General features: G+C 63.4%; 14 protein-coding genes and 2 riboswitches. Of the genes, 5 read left to right on the forward strand and 9 right to left on the reverse strand.

Going from position 1 to position 17,998, the window contains the following annotated elements; translation table 11 throughout:
- Window positions 1–16: 16 nt before the first annotated feature.
- Window positions 17–403: a MerR family transcriptional regulator gene (locus B3B04_RS02145; RefSeq protein WP_292039391.1), complete on the reverse strand. Its 387-nt coding sequence runs from the start codon at window positions 401–403 to the stop codon at window positions 17–19.
- Between the two features lie 107 nt (window positions 404–510).
- Here B3B04_RS02145 and B3B04_RS02150 point away from each other — a divergent pair, with 107 nt between their 5' ends.
- Window positions 511–1,218, forward strand: coding sequence for a MauE/DoxX family redox-associated membrane protein (locus B3B04_RS02150; protein WP_409516063.1), 708 nt, complete (start codon window positions 511–513; stop codon window positions 1,216–1,218).
- On the opposite strand, the gene B3B04_RS02155 is transcribed toward B3B04_RS02150, so the two are convergent.
- From B3B04_RS02155 to B3B04_RS02165, 3 genes are all read right to left on the reverse strand, one after another.
- Entirely contained in the window at window positions 1,219–2,166 is a 948-nt protein-coding gene (locus tag B3B04_RS02155; RefSeq protein WP_292039395.1) for a homoserine kinase, read from the reverse strand.
- Window positions 2,167–2,171: 5 nt separating this feature from the next.
- A complete protein-coding gene (locus tag B3B04_RS02160) occupies window positions 2,172–3,911 on the reverse strand; it encodes a Gfo/Idh/MocA family oxidoreductase (protein WP_292039396.1) in 1,740 nt (579 codons plus the stop codon).
- Window positions 3,912–4,047: 136 nt separating this feature from the next.
- The gene (locus B3B04_RS02165) at window positions 4,048–4,185 is read right to left on the reverse strand and encodes a hypothetical protein (RefSeq protein ID WP_292039399.1); all 138 of its coding nucleotides are present in this window, start codon (window positions 4,183–4,185) and stop codon (window positions 4,048–4,050) included.
- Between the two features lie 192 nt (window positions 4,186–4,377).
- Window positions 4,378–4,493: riboswitch (SAM riboswitch) on the forward strand.
- 199 nt (window positions 4,494–4,692) lie between these two features.
- Here B3B04_RS02165 and metX point away from each other — a divergent pair.
- Window positions 4,693–5,646 (forward strand): homoserine O-succinyltransferase MetX, encoded by a 954-nt coding sequence (gene metX / locus B3B04_RS02170; RefSeq protein ID WP_313443542.1) that lies wholly within the window; start codon window positions 4,693–4,695, stop codon window positions 5,644–5,646.
- Window positions 5,643–6,821, forward strand: coding sequence for a cystathionine gamma-synthase (gene metB, locus B3B04_RS02175; protein ID WP_292039404.1), 1,179 nt, complete (start codon window positions 5,643–5,645; stop codon window positions 6,819–6,821). Before metX ends, metB begins: the two co-directional genes overlap by 4 nt.
- A gap of 73 nt (window positions 6,822–6,894) precedes the next feature.
- Here the strand turns inward: metB and B3B04_RS02180 are convergent, their stop codons facing one another.
- The 4 genes from B3B04_RS02180 to dusA all read right to left on the reverse strand — a co-directional run bounded on the left by B3B04_RS02180 (window position 6,895) and on the right by dusA (window position 12,611).
- Entirely contained in the window at window positions 6,895–8,652 is a 1,758-nt protein-coding gene (locus B3B04_RS02180) for a methyl-accepting chemotaxis protein (protein WP_292039406.1), read from the reverse strand.
- A gap of 176 nt (window positions 8,653–8,828) precedes the next feature.
- Window positions 8,829–10,670 carry a methyl-accepting chemotaxis protein gene (locus tag B3B04_RS02185; RefSeq protein ID WP_292039407.1) on the reverse strand — a complete coding sequence of 614 codons (1,842 nt, stop codon included), beginning with the start codon at window positions 10,668–10,670 and terminating at the stop codon, window positions 8,829–8,831.
- Window positions 10,671–10,761: 91 nt separating this feature from the next.
- Complete coding sequence (locus B3B04_RS02190; protein WP_292039410.1) at window positions 10,762–11,589, reverse strand: sulfite exporter TauE/SafE family protein; 828 nt, start codon at window positions 11,587–11,589, stop codon at window positions 10,762–10,764.
- Window positions 11,586–12,611 (reverse strand): tRNA dihydrouridine(20/20a) synthase DusA, encoded by a 1,026-nt coding sequence (gene dusA, locus B3B04_RS02195; RefSeq protein ID WP_292039413.1) that lies wholly within the window; start codon window positions 12,609–12,611, stop codon window positions 11,586–11,588. The genes B3B04_RS02190 and dusA overlap by 4 nt, the downstream gene beginning before the upstream one ends.
- Window positions 12,612–12,845: 234 nt before the next feature.
- Here dusA and B3B04_RS02200 point away from each other — a divergent pair, with 234 nt between their 5' ends.
- Both B3B04_RS02200 and B3B04_RS02205 read left to right on the forward strand, forming a co-directional pair.
- The gene (locus B3B04_RS02200) at window positions 12,846–14,501 is read left to right on the forward strand and encodes an acetolactate synthase large subunit (protein WP_292039415.1); all 1,656 of its coding nucleotides are present in this window, start codon (window positions 12,846–12,848) and stop codon (window positions 14,499–14,501) included.
- Window positions 14,502–14,517: 16 nt separating this feature from the next.
- Window positions 14,518–15,906, forward strand: a complete 1,389-nt coding sequence (locus B3B04_RS02205) for an aldehyde dehydrogenase family protein (protein ID WP_292039417.1) — start codon at window positions 14,518–14,520, stop codon at window positions 15,904–15,906.
- Between the two features lie 52 nt (window positions 15,907–15,958).
- On the opposite strand, the gene thiC is transcribed toward B3B04_RS02205, so the two are convergent.
- Window positions 15,959–17,776 carry a phosphomethylpyrimidine synthase ThiC gene (thiC, locus tag B3B04_RS02210; protein WP_292039419.1) on the reverse strand — a complete coding sequence of 606 codons (1,818 nt, stop codon included), beginning with the start codon at window positions 17,774–17,776 and terminating at the stop codon, window positions 15,959–15,961.
- 101 nt (window positions 17,777–17,877) lie between these two features.
- Window positions 17,878–17,997: riboswitch (TPP riboswitch) on the reverse strand.
- Between the last annotated feature and the right edge of the window lies 1 nt (window position 17,998).

Consider the following 17,998-nt stretch of genomic DNA (forward strand, 5'->3'; position numbering starts at 1 on the left):
GGCGGCTGTGCGGGGTCTAGGCCTCGAAGGCGTGCAGGATGGGGCAGGTCTCGCCCTGCCCTGACGCACAGCTGCGGGTCAGGCCGCGAAGGGCGCTGCGCACAGTCTCCAGTTCCCGGATACGGGCGTCGATTTCCGTCAGCCGCGCGGTGGCCAGTTCCAGCACCCGCGCCCGATCCTGACGGTCATCCAGCCCGATCAGCTCCGCGATCTGGGTCAGGGTAAAGCCTGCCTGTTGGGCAGAGCGGATAAAGCGCAGACGCTTCACATCCTGATCATCATAGCGGCGCACGCCCTCGCCCTTGGGCGGCGTCGGCATCAGGCCACGACGCTGGTAAAAGCGGATCGTCTCCACCCCCACAGCGCCCTTTTGCGCCAGCTGTCCGATGGTCAGGCCGTGCATGGTTGACTCCGTACTATGGTACGGAGGCTAGATAGGCGGCATCATCATTGTTGCAAGACAGGAGCGCCAGCGTGGCCGCACCGCAAAAGACCGCCGTCCTCTATCGGATGGCCATTGGCAAGAGCATGTGCCCGTGGGGCCTGCGCGCCAAATCCCTGCTGAAATCCAAGGGCTATCAGGTGGAGGACCACCTGCTGCTGACGCGCGAGGAAACCGACGCCTTCAAGGCGCAGCACGATGTGAAATCCACCCCGCAGGTCTTTATCGACGGCCAGCGTATCGGCGGCTTTGACGACACCCGCCGATTTCTGGGCGTGAAGATCGCCGATCCGAAGTCCACCACCTATACGCCGGTGCTGATGGTGTTCATGGTCACGGCGCTGATGGCGCTGGCGGTTAGCCATGCGGCCTATGGCACGCCGTTCACCGTGCGCGCAGGCGAGTGGTTCATCAGCCTCAGCATGTGCGCGCTGGCTATGCTGAAGCTGCAAAACCTCGACGGCTTTGCGACAGGCTTTTTGAACTATGACCTGCTGGCCCGTCGCTGGGTGCCCTATGCGTGGGTCTATCCGTTTGCGGAGCTGGGCGCGGGCGTACTGATGACCGCCCATGTGCTGACGTGGGTGTCGGCCCCTGTGGCCCTGTTCATCGCCATCATCGGCGGCTGGTCGGTGTTCAAGGCCGTCTATGTCGACAAGCGCGAACTGAAATGCGCCTGCGTGGGCGGCGACAGTCGCGTCCCGCTGGGCGCGCTGTCACTGACCGAAAACATCATGATGATCGCTATGGCCGTGTGGATGCTGGCCCGCCTGTAATCAGGCGAAGACAGGGGCCTTCCACCAGTCCAGACGACGCAGGAAGGGAGCCGGGTCTTTGGGCGTGACCAGATGGGCCGGATCATGGAACAGGCGGTCGTGCAGGCGCGTCAGCGTAAAGCGCACGGCTGCCGCCGCCCCCAGATCCGGCAGGGCCTCGACCTCGACGCGGCTCAAGGGGCGGATGGATTCATAGCCGGCGCGGAAGGCCTCAATCGCCCCTTCATCGGCACGGCCTTCGGCGTCAAAGCCCCAAGCCGACAGAGCGATGGCCAGATCATAGGCCCACGCCCCGTTGCACCCGAAATAGAAATCGATCACCCCGCCGATGCCTGCGCCATCAAACAGCACATTGTCAGGGAAATAGTCGGCGTGTATGGCCCCTTGCGGCAGGGCCGAGGGGTCGAACAGCCCCACCAGTGACGGCATGGCCGCCTCCAGTCGATCAAGGATACGGCGGTCCTCGCCCTCGGCGCGCGTGGCCGAACGCTCGGCCAGCCGCTGCCAGCGACGCGGGCCGACGGGATTATCCCGCTGGCCTTGATAATCCTCACCGGCCAGATGAAGGCGCGCCAGCGTCTGGCCCGCCAGATGGTGATCGGCCAGAGACGGGCGTTTGCGCCACGCGCCTTTGGCCCATTCCACCAGCGCCGCCGGACGGCCCTTCAGCTCGGCAGATAAAGCGCCATCCTTGCGGGCGACCGGCGACGGGGTGCGGAACCCCTTGGCTGCCAGATGCTGGGTCAGGCCCAGACAAAAGGGCAGACCGGCGCGCTCTTCCTCACCCTCGAACAGCGTCAGCACATAGGCCGCATCGCGCGTTTGCACGCGATAGTTGGTGTTCTGCACGCCCTCGGCGATCGGGGTGAAGCTGATCACCTCCGACACCGGATAGGCGTCCAGAAAGGCCTTGGCCTCTGACTCAAGAACGGGGGTGAAGACGGCCATAGAGTTTAAACCAGTTCGGCAGCTGCGCGGCGGGCTCGCACGATGTCGGCGACATCGGACAGCACGCTTTCGGTCGTGGCCCAACGGCCCGCACCACGGCCCTTGCAGGACCAGACGCGGCCATCGGCCCCGTACACCTTGAGCGCATTGCGCTCCCCGTTCAAGGACTGGAACAGGGCGTCATCCAGCGCATCGTTCAGGCGCACCGACGCTTCCAGCTGGCCATCCTTGACGAAGCAGGCCCCGATCTGGCGCACAGGGGCATGGCCCACCGGCGTCTGGGCCGAGAGCACATCGCACGGCACGTCCTGCGGGGCGCGGCCAAAGGCTTCATAGGACAGCAGTTTGACCTTGGCGGCGGCGTCGCGGCCTTCCAGATCGGACGACGGGTCTTCTTCGGCGAAACCGGCGGCACGAGCATCGGCCAGCGCATCGGCAAAGGCAGCGCCCTCGCCCAGACGTTGCAGCATGAAGTTGACCGTGCCGTTCAGCACGGCTTCGAAACCCGCCACCGCGCCCGAGGCACGGGCCGCTCGCAGCGTCTCGATCATCGGCGAGCCGCCGCCGACCGAGGCCGACCACGCCACACGCGCGCCATTGGACGAAGCCAGCAGCTCAAGACCGGCCGGATCAAGGGCCACGGCCTGTTTATTGGCGCTGACCACATCACAGCCCTGCTCCAGAGCGCGACGGATCAGGTCATAGCCCGCCTCGCCTTCCGACAGGGCCTCGACCACCAGATCAGGCTTCTTGGCCAGCAAGGACTCGACGTCGTTGCTGAACAGTTCGGCCGGACAGTCGACATCGCGTTTCTTGGACGGGTTGCGCACCAGCACGCCCACCACTTCAAAGTTCGGATCGGGCAACAGGCGCGCCAGCAGGCCACCGCCCACCACACCGCAACCGGCGACAACCACCTTCAGCGGATCATTTTGCGACACCGGCCCCGGAGGCGCATTGCGATTGCCCACCACAGTGCCTTCGGCACGGCCAAGGGCAGCCACTTCGATTTCTACCTGTGATTGTTCCGCAAGGTCGATAGCGTCGTGCTGAACCAGAGCGCCACCCAGCTGGCGCGCCGTCTCCCAGCTGGCCCGGCGATAGCGCTGCGGATTGCCTGCGGCGTGGGCCGGATCGCGGTCGTACAGGCCATCCACATCCTTGACCAGACGCACCTTCGGCAGCCCCAATTCCGCTGCCAGAACAACAGCCGTAAGATCCGAACCGCCACGCCCCAGCAAAGCCACCCGACCGCAAGAGCGCACCGCACCGAAACCGGGCACCACCACGACCTCATGCTTGGCCAGCGCGGCCTTCAGATTCTCATTGCCCAGCGCCACCGGACGGGCGTGATGGGCCGGCCCCTCGGCCACAATCCCAAGTTGTTGCACCGACAAACCCACCGCGTCCAAACCCACGCGGTCGCAAGCGATGGCCACCAGAGCCGCCGCCTGCTCTTCGCCCAGAACCACATAGGCCGGAAGCAGTTCATTGTCGTGGTCCAGACCCAGTTCACGGGCTTCCGACAACAGCTTGTCCGTCTGGCCTGCCAATGCCGAAACCACGGCCACCACTTTGCGGCCACGGCGCACATGGCCGTAGATTTCGCTGGCCACGGCCGGAGCATCCCCCGGGCTCTTCAGCACCGAAGAGCCGAATTTGAGCACCACCACATCGGCGTCGAGGGCAGGCTGTTTCTGATCGGCGGGTTTCTGGTCGGAGACGAGAGCGAGATTGGCGGACATGGGATTTTCCTGAAGGTCTGGGTTCGGTTTCGGGAGGGATCGGTTTGAAAGAACTTTGGTGCGGGACATGAAAAAACCCGCCTCGGCGGACCGGGCGGGTGATCGGGTTTCGTGCTTTTCGCCTATTCGGCGCGCGTCAACCTGTCCCCGCCCTGTCGGGCATGGTGGTGGTACCGGTAGTGGTGGTCATAATGGACGCGCCAAAACCCATCGCCATTTCGGTCTGGGCCGAGGCGATGAGGGTGCGTTCAATGCTGTCGATGCGGTGCATCACGGCGGGCGTCCAAGGTTGAATATCGTTGTCCTTAGGGTGAGCGACGATGCTGCACCGCGTCAACCCCTGTTCGGAAAAATTTTTCACAGGACTGCCATTTTGGATCGTTCCACCCAAGGAGTGGTCACAAAAACTCAAAATAGGGTCAAATTTTCTACTTGACCCGCGCTCTCGCAAACATCAGTTTGGCGTCACTCATCAAGACCGACCGAGGGAATAGGCCCTTTGACGTCGGGGCAACCATCGGGATCCGCCCGAAACGGTGCCAACTCCTGCGGGGTGTTTTCGAACACCGCGAGAGATGAGTGGAGCGTCGATAAGGCGGCGCGCCACGGGTCTGTCACTGCACGGGTTTCGCGATGGGGCGAAACTTTTTTGAGCGTGACCTGACCGATGACCCTGGCCCTGATCGACAAAGCCGAAACCAAAAAGGAACCGCACTGTCGGAGCGATAAAACGCGCCGTCCGTCTGCCCTTCTGCAACGCGAAGGAGCTCATGACGTCCATGTGCCAATCCCCGAGGATTTCGAGCTCGATTTCGGCGGCAAGCTGACCCAAAAACAGGTTGTCGGTCGCCTTCATGGCAAGGCCAATGCTCCGCTGGTGGTAGTCGCGGGGGGAATTTCTGCTGACCGCTATGTCCACCGCACCGAGACCAAGGGTCTGGGCTGGTGGTCGGGTGCCGTGGGCGTCCGCGCCCCCATCGACCTGACCCGCTATCGCGTCTTGGCTTTTGATTTTGCACCTGAATTCGGCGACGGCGTGAACGAGCCGAAAGAGCCGCTGACCATCACCACCCAGGATCAGGCCCGCCTGTTGGCGCTGCTGCTTGACCATCTGGGCGTCGATAAGGTCGCCGCCTTCATCGGCTGTTCCTATGGCGGCATGATCGCCCTGGCCTTTGGCGAAATTTTTCCCGACTGGGCAGAGCAGCTGGTGGTGGTTTCCGCCGCGCATCGCCCTCATCCGCTGGCCACCGCATGGCGCGGTATCCAGCGCCGCATCCTGCAACTGGGTCTGGAAACGGGCCGCGTCGATCAGGCCATCGGTCTGGCCCGCGAGCTGGCCATGACCACCTACCGCACCCCGGATGAATTCGGCGAGCGCTTTGACAACGAAGCTCCCAGCCACGCCGGTCAGGCCTATCCGGTGTGCGATTACCTGACGTCGCGCGGGCGGGCCTATCGCGACCGCACCACGCCAAACCGCTGGCTGACCCTGTCCGATTCCATCGACCGCCACCGCGTCGAGCCGGAAGCCATCAGCGCCCCTGTGACCCTGATCGGGTTCAACAGCGACCGCCTGTGCCCGATCGAGGACATGGAGGAGTTGGCCAGCCGCCTGCCCAACCTGTTCCGGTTTGTGAAAGCCGATTCCATTTACGGCCACGACGCCTTCCTGAAGGAAGACAAGTTCGTGGGCGACATCCTGACCTCCGTACTGAAGGACGTAGACCAATGACCCGCGCCCGTTTTGCCGACCCTCGCACCATCGCCGCCCGCTCGGGCGTCGATACCGACACGGCGCACGGCTCGGTCATGCCGCCGCTCTATCTGTCGTCCAACTATTCGTTCGCGGGCTTCGATCAAAAGCGCCAGTACGACTATTCGCGCTCGGGCAATCCGACGCGCGATGTATTGGCCGAGACGCTGGCCGATCTGGAAGGCGGGGCAGGCTGTGTGATCACCGCCACCGGCATGGCGGCAGTTGATCTGCCGCTGAGCCTGCTGTCGCCCGATGACCTGCTGGTCGCGCCGCATGACTGTTATGGCGGCACGCACCGCCTTCTGTGCGCCCGCGCCCGTAAAGGTCATTTCCGTGTAGCCTTTGTGGACCAGAACGATGGCGCGGCGCTGGATGCGGCGCTGGCCGACGGTGCCAAGCTGGTGCTGGTGGAAACCCCGTCCAACCCCTTGCTGCGCGTGACCGACATCGCCGATGTGGCCCGCCGCGCCCATGCCGTGGGGGCCAAGGTGGTGGCTGATAACACCTTCCTGTCCCCTGCCCTGCAGAACCCGCTGTCGCTGGGGGCCGATATCGTCGTCCACTCGACCACCAAATACATCAACGGCCATTCCGATGTGGTGGGCGGTGCCGTCATCAGCGCCGATGCCGAAGTGCATCAGGAACTGGCGTGGTGGGCCAACTGTCTGGGCATTACCGGTTCGCCTTTTGACGCCTATCAGACCCTTCGTGGCCTGCGCACCCTGTTCACCCGTATCGAGCGCCAGCAGGCCACGGCCAGCAAATTGGCCCAGATTCTGGACGCCCACCCCGCCGTGGCCGCCGTCCACTATCCGGGTCTGAAGACCCACGCCGGTCATGATCTGGCCGCCCGCCAGCAGCGCGGTTTCGGGGCCATGCTCAGCTTTGAACTGGCCGGTGGCCAGTCCGCCGTATGCGATGTCATCAATGCGCTGGACATCTTCACCCTCGCGGAATCGTTGGGCGGTGTGGAGAGCCTGATCGCGCATCCGGCCACCATGACCCACGCCGCCATGACGCCGGAGGCGCGCGTCACCGCCGGCATTACCGATGGCCTGATCCGCATCTCGGTGGGTCTGGAGCACGAGGACGACATCATCGCCGATCTGGTCACCGCACTGGACGAAGTGGTGGTCAGCAAGGCGGCCTGAGACTAACACCAAGCATTAAAAAGCCCCCTCGGCAGCGCGCCGAGGGGGCTTTTCTTCGGGACCTTTAGTCCGGTCAGGCCGCAGACGCCATCACGGCATCGCGGTGGATGTGGAACTGGCGCATCAGGCGGTCCAGTTCGGCAGCATCCTGAGCCAGCGAACGGCTGGCCGCCGTGGATTCTTCCACCATGGCGGCGTTTTGCTGGGTGACCTGATCCATCTGCGAGACAGCCATATTCACTTCGGCCAGACCGGTGGCCTGTTCCTTGGAAGAGGCCTCGATCTCCGCAGCAATATTGGTCAGGCGACCGATGTGCTCGGCGATCTTTTGCAGGGCACGGCCGGTCTCATTGACCAGATTCACGCCTTGGCCGACCTGCTGGCTGGACGCGTGGATCAGGGTCTTGATTTCCTTGGCCGCTTCGGCGGAACGCTGGGCCAGCGCGCGCACCTCGGAGGCCACAACCGCAAAGCCGCGACCGGCGTCGCCCGCACGGGCCGCTTCGACACCGGCGTTCAGGGCCAGCAGATTGGTCTGGAAGGCGATCTCGTCGATAACACCAATGATGGCACCGATCTGGTTGGACGATTCCTCGATCTGGCCCATGGCCGAGACGGCGCTGTTGACGACCTTCTGGCCTTCTGCGGCTTGGGAATAGGATGCGCGGACCATGGAACCGGCTTCCTCTGCGCCTTCGGCCGAGCGCGCCACCGTCGAGGTGATCTGCTCGACCGCTGCGGCGGTTTCTTCCAGAGAGGCCGCCTGTTGTTCGGTGCGGCGCGACAGGTCGTCCGAGGCTTCGCTGATCTGCTGGGCCGCTGCGCCAATCGCTCCGGCACGGTCGATGATGATGGCCACTGCCGATTCCAGCTTTTCGACTGCCGAGTTGAAGTCGGCCTTCAGCGGAGCGGCACTGCCGGTGATGTTGGCGGTGATACGATGGGTCAGATCGCCCTTGGCCAAAGCAGCCAAACCGTCCGCAACCGCGCTGACGGCCACGCGGGCCTCTTCGGCACGCGCAGCGCGTTCGGCCTCGGTTTGCAGACGCTCCTCTTCACGCGCCGCGCGCGCCTGTTCGGTTTCGGCGGCCAGACGACGGTTTTCGATCGCCTGTTCCTTGAAGGTCAGGACAGCGCTGGCCATGGCTCCGATTTCGTCCTTGCGACCGACGGCCGGAATAGCGACTTCCAGATCGCCTTGCGCCAGTCGGGTCATAGCGCGCGTCATGGCCACCACCGGCTTGGACAGGGCGTTGACCAGCCACAGCGACGAGGCGGCAGCGATCACCAGCGCCACAAGGCCACCCACTGCAAAGGCCACATACGCCTGACGGAAGGCGTTGGCGCGCGAGCGGTCACTTGCAACATTCAGGTCCGCCAGTCGGTCGAGTACAGCGCGGCCGGCGGCACGCACATCGCCGATACGACCCGTGGTGGCCATGCTGGCCACAGCCTCGGCATGCAGGGCCGGATCTTCAGCCATACTCATCATCTGGCGCGCTTCGGCGGTAAATTTCTCGCCTGCATCAGCCAGCGCTTTTTGCTCGGCGAGAAACTGTCCATCGGCATCGACTGCGGCCAGATCGGTCAAGGCGGCAGCATAGTTCGAGGCGTGGGTTTCGAAGCCTTGCTTGAACTCTGCGGCACCGGTGGCGACATAGCCACGCATGTTCAACTGCTGGTTCAGAATGGCGATCTGCACATTCTGGATGGCGTCGTTCAGGTCCTGCGCGGCAGCTTCAGTATGGTCGGCGCGCTGGATAGACAGGACAGCCCACAGCACCAGCACAGTCGCCAGACCGCAGGCCGCAATCACAGCCGAAAAGGCCAATACCAACTTCTTTGGTACGGATAGATTTTGAAGCACGGGGGAGCACTCGGAAAACACAATACGGATTGCGCCCCGTTTAAAACATTCCCGCTATACCAAAGCTTAGCGGTATCCTGCGTGAATCTACGTAAATTCCTATTTATATCAGCGATTTATAGATCACTAGGAAAGCCGTTTCAGGCCGCCCGCAGACGGGCAGCGGTGGGTGTATCCGCGCGTACGGCGGGGCTGCTCCGATCGATATTGAACTGACCCATCAGGCGATCCAGCTCAATGGCGTCCTGTGCCAGGGAGCGGCTGGCGGCGGTCGATTCTTCAACCATGGCGGCGTTCTGCTGGGTCATATGGTCCATCTGGTTGACCGCCATATTGACCTCGGACAGGCCCACCGCCTGTTCACGCGCGGCGGTCTCGCTGGATTCAGCCAGCGCCGTGACCTTTTCGATCTGGCGCGCAATATCGGACAGGGCCGCCCCGCTGCGGGCGACCAGTTGCACGCCCTGCTCGACATGCTGGCCTGAGGTCTGGATCAGTCCCTTGATCTCGCGTGCGGCATCGGCTGACCGCTGGGCCAGTGCCCGCACCTCGGACGCCACCACGGCAAAGCCGCGACCGGCATCGCCCGCACGCGCCGCTTCCACGCCCGCGTTCAGGGCCAGTAGATTGGTCTGGAAGGCGATTTCGTCGATCACGCCGATAATGGCACCAATCTGGTGCGAGGACTGTTCGATCTGTCCCATGGCATTGACGGCACGGCCGACCACGTCCTGGCCGTCGCGGGCCATGACATGGGCTTCACGCACCACTGCGCCGGATTCCTGTGCGGCCTCGGCGGACGATGCGACGGTGATGCTGATCTGTTCGACCGCAGCGGCGGTTTCTTCCAGCGACGCCGCCTGCTGCTCGGTGCGGCGCGACAGTTCGTCGGCGGCGTCGCTCACCTGGCGGGCGGCAGCCCCGATGGCCGAGGCGCGCTCGATGATCACAGCGACGACAGCCTCCAGTCGCTGAGCGGCGGTATTGAAATCATCCTTCAGCGCCTGCGCCTTGGGATGCACATCGATGGTCACACGGTGGCTCAGATCGCCTGCGGCCATGGCAGACAGACCCTCGCCCACGGCGGTCATAGCGATCTCGTCCAGACGGGCGATCTCGGCGGCCTGCGCTTCGTGCTTCAGGCGCTCCTGCTCGGCCAGTTTGCGGGCCTGTTCGGCCTCGATCTCCAACCGCGAGTTCTCGATGGCCTGATCGCGGAAGGTCAGAACGGCCCCAGCCATGGCACCGATCTCGTCTCCACGCCCCACCGCAGGAATGCTGACATCGGTTTCGCCCTTGGCCAGACGGGTCATCACGCGGGTCATGGCGACCACCGGCTTGGACAGGGCATGGGTCAGCCAGATGGCCGAGGCCAGCGCTACCAGAAACGCCAGCAGCCCCCCGATACCGAAGGCCGTATAGGCGCTGGCATAGGCATGCTGACGACGCTCGCGGTTCTGGGCCTCAACGTCCTTCAGCACCTGCTGGATCTGGCCCATAGTGTCCTGAATGCTGCGAATGTTCGGACTGCCGGTCACCCCGAACACAGCCATCATATTCAGCCGCTCTTCCGGATCGTCGGCACGGCTGATCATGCGCTTCAGGTCGCTGGTGTTCTTGGATGTGGCCTCGGTCAGCACCTTCAGTTCATCGGCAAAGCTGCCGTCGACGTCCGCCGCGGCGAAATGGGTCAGCCCCTCGCTGACATCCCGTGTGTGGGCGTCAAATGCCGTCTCGAACTCTGGCTTTTGGTTCACCACAAAGCCGCGCATGCTCATCTGCTGGTTCAGAAGGGCATGCTGCAGTTGATAGATGGCGTCTGTGATCTCGCGCGAAACCTCGTCTGCCTCCTGCGCCTTCTGGATCGCCAGAACGGCCCACAGCACAACCATCGTGGCCACCCCGCAGGCCGCAATGACGGTCGTGAACGACAGGACCAACTTCTTGGGAACAGACAGGTTTTGAAGCACGCGGTTACTCACGATCTCGCCACAATCAGGCGGTCGCTGTTAGACCAACGATGCTTTTGCAAAACTTAGCTATATAATACGTAATTATACGTATATCAGGTTATCAGGCCATGGCCTTGGCAACCACCAGTACCGCAGTCGTTAACAGATAGATTGCAAAGGCTTTTCTCAAGTGTTTGCGATTCAGCCTGTGCGCCAGTCTGGCTCCGAACGGCGCGGTCCAACCCGTTAACAGTCCCATTATGATGGCGGCGGGAATATTCACATAGCCCAGCGTCAGAGGCGGCACGCCCTCGGCTCCCCAGCCGAACACCAGAAAGCCGAATGACGCCGCAGCGCCAATCGCCAAACCGAATCCGGATGACGTCGCCACCGCCTGATGGATCGGGCGACCGCACAGGGTCATTGTCATTCCGCCAAAGCTGCCCCCGCCAATGCCCATCATGGCGCTGAGCCCGCCGATCAGGCTGGCGACAATGCGGCGGCCCCAACCTGTCGGCAGGTCTTTGCGCAGGGTCACATGTTCCGGCAGCAGCCCCATCTGGGCTGCGATCACCAGCAGGCAGACGCCATACACCACAGCCAGCGCCGACATGGTCGAGCCGCCCGCGACAAACGCCCCGACCAGACCGCCAAAGGCGACCCACGGCGTCCATGTTTTGAGGACCTGCTCGTCCACGGCCCCATGCTTGCGGTGGGTAGCCAGTGAACGGAAGGAGGTGGCGATAATGGTCAGCAAGCTAGTGCCGATGGCGACGTGCAGATTGCTCTCGCCGCCCACGCCCAGCACGCTGAACGCATAGAAAAGAGCGGGCACCAGAACCGTGCCTCCGCCCACTCCGAACAAGCCGCCGATCACACCGGCCACGGCCCCTGCCCCGACAAGGGCGGCCATCATCAGGGCAATTTCGGAGAAGGGCAGATCGATCACGCCGCGTCGTTATCCAGTTGTCGACGGCTTTCGGCCTCGCGCACAGCGTCGATGGCGCGGTCCAGAACGTCGAGGCCGGCTCCGGCCTTCACACCCTCGACCGTTAGAATACGGCGGAAGGCCCTTGCGCCGGGGCGACCGTGCATGGCCCCCAACATGTGGCGCGTCATGGCCACCAGATTGATGCCGCGCGCCAGCTGTTCGGAGATGTAGGGTTTATAGGCTTCCAGCGCGTCGAAGATGTCGGTGTCGGCAACATCCTCGCCATAGATCAGGCGGTCGGCCTGACCCAGCAGAGCTGGTTCGTGATAGGCGGCGCGACCGATCATCACTTCGTCCAATTGCACGCCGTCATACGGTTGCAGCAGTTCCAGCGCCTGCTCCAGCGTGGCGATGCCGCCATTGATACCGATACGAAGGTGCGGGCGTTCCTTCTTCAGGCGCTTCACCAGATCATAGTCCAGCGGGGGAATGTCGCGGTTTTCCTTAGGACTTAGACCCTTCAGCCACGCCTTGCGCGCATGGACGGTAAAGTCGGTGATGCCGACCTTGGCGCATTCGTCCACCGTGGCGAACAGGCTTTCGTTCGGGTTCTGATCATCGACGCCGATGCGGCATTTGACGGTGGCGGGCACCGAGACAGCGGCCTTGATGGCGGCCATACACTCGGCCACCAGCTCGGGCTCTTTCATCAGACAGGCCCCGAAACGGCCTGACTGCACGCGATCCGACGGGCAGCCGACGTTCAGATTGATTTCGTCATAGCCATAGTCCTCGCCAATCTTGGCGGCCTCGGCCAGCTGCTTGGGATCGGACCCGCCCAGTTGCAGCGAGATCGGATGCTCCACATCCGAAAAACCCAGCAGATAGTCGCGGTCCCCATGAAGGACCGCCGGTGCCGTCACCATCTCCGTGTACAGCAAGGTGCGCTTCGACAAGGTGCGATGGAACGCCCGGCAATGCCGGTCGGTCCAGTCCATCATCGGCGCAACGGAAAGCGTACGGGTGGCGTGTGACAACATGCTTCAAGACATCGAGGTATGCGCGGCCCTGCCCGTCTGCCCGCGTCGGCATATCGGTCAGGTCGCCTGAAGAAGCCCCATATAGGTGACTTCGCCCGCAAAGGCGATGTTCGACGGATGGCGACATATCTCACCGCCCGCGAGAAATCGGAGCCGTTACGCTCGCTTACAGCGAACGGCGGCATATATGTTAGGCTCGGGGGCGACGACTGACACAACCACAAGGACCGAACGATGCCAAAGGGATCAGACCTTTTTGTCGCCGCACTGGAGAACGAGGGCGTCGACCGCATCTTCGGTGTGCCGGGCGAGGAAAACCTCGATCTGGTGGAGTCGCTGCGCACCTCCAAAATCCAGCTGATCCTCACGCGGCACGAGCAAGCCGCCGCCTTTATGGCCGCGACCCATGGCCGCCTGACGGGCAAGCCGGGCGTGTGTCTGGCCACCTTGGGCCCGGGCGCGCTGAACTTCTCGACCGGCGCGGCCTATGCCCATCTGGGGGCCATGCCGATGATCCTCATCACCGGCCAAAAGCCGATCATGAGCGCCAAACAGGCCCGCTTCCAGATCGTCGATATCGTCGCCTCGATGAAGCCGCTGACCAAGATGACGCGCCAGATCGCCAGCGCCGCCAGCATCCCCTCCATCGTGCGCGAGGCCTTCCGCGTGTCGATGGAAGAGCGCCCCGGTCCCGTCCACCTCGAACTGCCCGAAGATGTGGCCGGTGAGGAGTTGGCCGATGTGCCCGTCATCCCCATCCATCCCATAGAGCGCGCTGTGGCCGCCCCTGCTGCGCTGGATCGCGCTATCGAGGCGATCAAGGCTGCCAAGCGCCCGCTGGTCATGGTGGGCGCGGCGGGCAACCGGCCCAAGCTGATCGAGCCGCTGTCCAGCTTTATCACCCGCACCGGCCTGCCCTTCTTCAACACCCAGATGGGCAAGGGCGCGGTCACGGGCGGATCAAACCGCTATGTCGGCACCGCCGCCCTGTCCGAAGGTGACTATGTCCACGAGGCCGTCGAGGCGGCGGACCTGATCATTTCCATCGGCCACGACACGGTAGAAAAGCCGCCCTTCCTGATGCGCACCGAGGGCGGGCCTCAGGTCATCCATATCGGCTATCAGTCCGCCAATGTGGAGCAGGTTTTCCACCCCGATCTGGAAGTCATTGGCGACATCGGCACCACGGTGCAGGCGTTGGCCGAGCGCTTGGACGGCCAACTTTCGTTGGACCCGCACATGCTGGAACTGCGCGAGCGCATTCTGGGCCGGATCAACGACCGCGCCGACGAAGACCGCTTCCCCGTCACGCCGCAACGTCTGGTGCATGATGTGCGCAAGGTCATGCCGGACGATGGTGTCGTGTGCCTCGACAACGGCATGTACAAGATCTGGTTTGCGCGAAACTATCGCACCCACGCGGCCAACACTCTCTTGCTCGACAACGCCCTTGCGACCATGGGCGCGGGCCTGCCGTCGGCCATGATGGCTGCCATGATCTATCCCGAGCGCCGCGTCATGGCGGTGTGCGGCGATGGCGGCTTCATGATGAACTCCCAAGAGATGGAGACGGCGGTGCGTCTGGGCCTGAACCTTGTCGTCGTCATCCTGAACGACAGTGCCTATGGCATGATCCGATGGAAACAGGCGGTCGATGGTTTCCCCGACTATGGCATGAGCTTCGGCAACCCCGACTTCGTCCGCTATGCCGAGGCCTATGGGGCGAAGGGCACGCGCGTGACAGCAGTAGAAGACCTGATCCCCGCACTGGAAGCCGCTTTCGAGGGCGGCGGCGTGCATCTGGTGGAAGTGCCGATCGACTATTCGGAAAACACCCGCGTCCTTGTCGAAGAGCTGCGCAACCGTAACCCCAGCGTCGAATGTGCCTGAGGACAGGAGAGTAAACATGTTGGACGTTGTTCAGGCCTTTGATCGCCAGCTGATCAAGCCAATCCCCACCGACGATGCCACGGCGCTGGAGCGCAAGCTGTCCACCGCCGCGCGCGTCTTCAAGGACCGCGACAACTGGCTGAAGCCGCATCACCGCATGGCCATCTTGCGCAAACTGGCCAGCTTGCTGGACGCCAAACGCGACCAGTTCGCCCTGATGATTGCGCGCGAGGGTGGCAAGCCCCTGCCCGACGCCATTGTCGAGACCAACCGCGCCATTGACGGCATCCACAACGCCGCCGACGAACTACGCAATTTCGGCGGCAAGGAAATCCCCATGGGGCTGTCGGCTGCGGCCGAAAACCGCTGGGCCTTCACGACCAAGGATCCCATCGGCGTGGTCGCGGCCATCTCGGCCTTCAACCACCCTCTGAACCTGATTGTGCATCAGGTGGTACCGGCGATTGCCACCGGCTGTCCGGTCATCATCAAACCCGCATCGACCACGCCGCTGTCGTGTTTGGCGTTTGTTGAACTGGTCCATGAGGCAGGGGTGCCCGAAGAGTGGGTTCAGACCTTCATTACCGATGACAATGATCTGGCGCAGGCCTTGGCGACAGACGAGCGCATCGCCTTCCTCAGCTTCATCGGCTCGGCCAAGGTGGGCTGGTCGCTGCGCTCCAAACTGGCACCCGGCGCACGGTTGGCGCTGGAACACGGGGGCTCCGCTCCGGCCATCGTTGACCGCAGCGCCCTGCTCGACAAGGTGATCGAGCCCATTGTGAAGGGGGCCTATTACCACGCCGGTCAGGTGTGCGTGTCGACCCAGCGCCTGTATGTGCACAACGACATCCTGTCCGATGTGACCGAACGGCTGGTGGCCCGCGTCGAAGCCCTTCGCGTGGCCGATCCGACGCTGAAAGACACCGAGGTCGGTCCACTGATCCTGCCGCGTGAGGCGGATCGCGTCAGTGAGTGGATCAAGGAAGCCGTCGATGGCGGTGCGCAGTTGGCTACGGGCGGCGAGCGCTTGTCCGAGACCACGCTCAATCCGGCGGTGCTGGTCAACCCGCCCGAGACCGCGCGCATCTCGACGCTGGAAGTGTTTGGTCCGGTGCTGGCCGTCTATGGCTATGACCAGCTGGACGAGGCCATCGCCCGCGCCAATGCCCTGCCGACCGCCTTCCAGGCCAGTGTCTTCGCACAGGACATCGATGTGGCTCTGCGCGCGGCCGAGCGGCTGGATGCCTCGGCCGTCATGGTCAATGACCCGACCGCCTTCCGCACCGACTGGATGCCTTTTGCAGGGCGCAAACAGTCCGGTTTTGGGGTCGGCGGCATCCCCTACACCATGCATGACATGGCCGAGGACAAGATGATCCTGCTGAACCGCCGCCCACTCTGAATGCCAATCGGCCCTGTCGCAGACCGCGACGGGGCCGATGACTTTTCAGGCCCTAGGCCGGTTCTTTCACCGACACATACAGATCGCCGCCGTCACGATATTTGGCCGCCATCTGCTCCATGCCTTCCTCGGCGCGGGCGGCATCGCGGATGTCGTGGCTGATCTTCATCGAGCAGAATTTCGGCCCGCACATGGAGCAGAAATGCGCCACCTTGTGAGCCTCTTTCGGCAGGGTCTGGTCGTGATAGGACCGCGCCGTGTCCGGATCGAGCGACAGGTTAAACTGGTCCTCCCAGCGGAACTCGAAGCGGGCACGTGACAGGGCATCGTCGCGCAACTTGGCCGCCGGATGGCCCTTGGCCAGATCGGCAGCGTGGGCGGCGATCTTATAGGTGATGACGCCCACCTTCACATCGTCGCGGTCCGGCAGGCCAAGGTGTTCCTTGGGCGTAACGTAGCAGAGCATGGCCGTGCCGAACCAGCCGATCATGGCCGCACCGATGCCCGAGGTGATGTGGTCATAGCCCGGCGCGATATCGGTCGTCAGTGGGCCAAGCGTATAGAAGGGGGCCTCGCCGCAGACTTCCAACTGCTTGTCCATGTTCTCCTTGATCTTGTGCATGGGCACATGGCCCGGCCCTTCGATCATGACCTGACAGTCGTGTTTCCACGCCACCTGCGTCAGCTCGCCCAGCGTCTCCAGTTCGGCAAACTGGGCGGCGTCATTGGCATCGGCAATCGAGCCGGGGCGAAGGCCGTCGCCCAGTGAGAACGACACATCATAGGCGCGCATAATCTCGCAGATGTCCTCGAAATGCTCGTAGAGGAAGCTCTCGCGGTGATGGTGCAGGCACCATTTGGCCATGATGGAGCCGCCGCGCGAGACGATGCCCGTCACACGGTTGGCCGTCAGGTGAATGTGCTGGAGCCGCACGCCCGCGTGGATAGTGAAATAGTCCACCCCCTGCTCGGCCTGTTCAATCAGGGTGTCGCGATAGACTTCCCATGTCAGGTCCTCGGCGATGCCATTGACCTTTTCCAGCGCCTGATACAGCGGCACCGTGCCGATCGGCACAGGGGCGTTACGGATGATCCATTCGCGGATGTTGTGGATGTTGCGGCCTGTCGAAAGGTCCATCACCGTGTCCGCGCCCCAGCGGATGGCCCAGACCATCTTCTCCACCTCTTCGGCCATCGAGGATGTAACCGCCGAGTTGCCGATGTTGGCGTTGATCTTCACGAGGAAGTTGCGGCCAATCGCCATCGGCTCCAGTTCGGGGTGATTGATGTTGGCCGGAATGATGGCGCGGCCCTTGGCGATCTCGTCGCGCACGAACTCGGGCGTCACAAAGTCGGGGATGGCGGCTCCGAAGCTTTCGCCGTCGCGCTGCATCTGTTCGCGCATCTGCTGGCGACCCAAGTTTTCGCGGATGGCCACGAACTCCATTTCCGGCGTGATGATGCCTGCGCGGGCATAGGCCAGCTGGGTCACCGACCGGTTGGCAATCGCCACGCGCGGACGGTGCAGGGTCGGGAACTGCGGCGTCATCTTCTCGGGCGAGACAAAGCCGTTGTCCGCCGCCTGAACCTCGCGGCCCGTGTAGGGTTCGGTGTCCCCCCGCGCGGCGATCCAGCTTTCACGCAGGCGTGGCAGGCCTCTCTCGATGGCGATGGTGGCCGACGGGTCCGTATAGGGACCGGACGCGTCATAGACGGTCACCGGCGGCTCATTGGCGCTGGGATGCAGAGCAATCTCGCGCAGGGGCACGCGGATATCGGGATGAAGGGTTCCGGCGCGGAACACCTTGGTGGACGCGGGAAGCGGTCCGGTGGTGACAGTGGGTGTGGCCGCATTGGGCGATAACGTCATGACAGGCTCCTGTGCCCGAAGGCGTGGGAGACCCAGCACGAACTGGAAGGGGGAATGGGCGTATCGGGACGCAACTTCTCCGCCAACCGGACCCGTCGCGCCAAAAGGCACCCGCACCGTCCCTACGCCAGTGTGAACTGGATCAGGTTCATAGGGTCCCTGCGCTGCCGGTTGGCGTAGCAGTATCTCAGCCCCTTGTCGGGACACCCCTGGTGAGGGTTT

The organism is Brevundimonas sp. UBA5713 (assembly GCF_002419815.1).
In the GTDB taxonomy this organism is placed as follows: domain Bacteria; phylum Pseudomonadota; class Alphaproteobacteria; order Caulobacterales; family Caulobacteraceae; genus Brevundimonas.

What these genes read in the sequence shown, in the direction of transcription:
- thiC (WP_292039419.1), bottom strand. Translation starts at nt 17,776, where the DNA reads ATGACGTTATCGCCCAATGCGGCCACACCCACTGTCACCACCGGACCG.
- B3B04_RS02200 (WP_292039415.1), top strand. Translation starts at nt 12,846, where the DNA reads ATGCCAAAGGGATCAGACCTTTTTGTCGCCGCACTGGAGAACGAGGGC.
- B3B04_RS02145 (WP_292039391.1), bottom strand. Translation starts at nt 403, where the DNA reads ATGCACGGCCTGACCATCGGACAGCTGGCGCAAAAGGGCGCTGTGGGG.
- B3B04_RS02160 (WP_292039396.1), bottom strand. Translation starts at nt 3,911, where the DNA reads ATGTCCGCCAATCTCGCTCTCGTCTCCGACCAGAAACCCGCCGATCAG.
- dusA (WP_292039413.1), bottom strand. Translation starts at nt 12,611, where the DNA reads ATGTTGTCACACGCCACCCGTACGCTTTCCGTTGCGCCGATGATGGAC.
- B3B04_RS02155 (WP_292039395.1), bottom strand. Translation starts at nt 2,166, where the DNA reads ATGGCCGTCTTCACCCCCGTTCTTGAGTCAGAGGCCAAGGCCTTTCTG.
- B3B04_RS02205 (WP_292039417.1), top strand. Translation starts at nt 14,518, where the DNA reads ATGTTGGACGTTGTTCAGGCCTTTGATCGCCAGCTGATCAAGCCAATC.
- metB (WP_292039404.1), top strand. Translation starts at nt 5,643, where the DNA reads ATGACCCGCGCCCGTTTTGCCGACCCTCGCACCATCGCCGCCCGCTCG.
- B3B04_RS02150 (WP_409516063.1), top strand. Translation starts at nt 511, where the DNA reads ATGGCCATTGGCAAGAGCATGTGCCCGTGGGGCCTGCGCGCCAAATCC.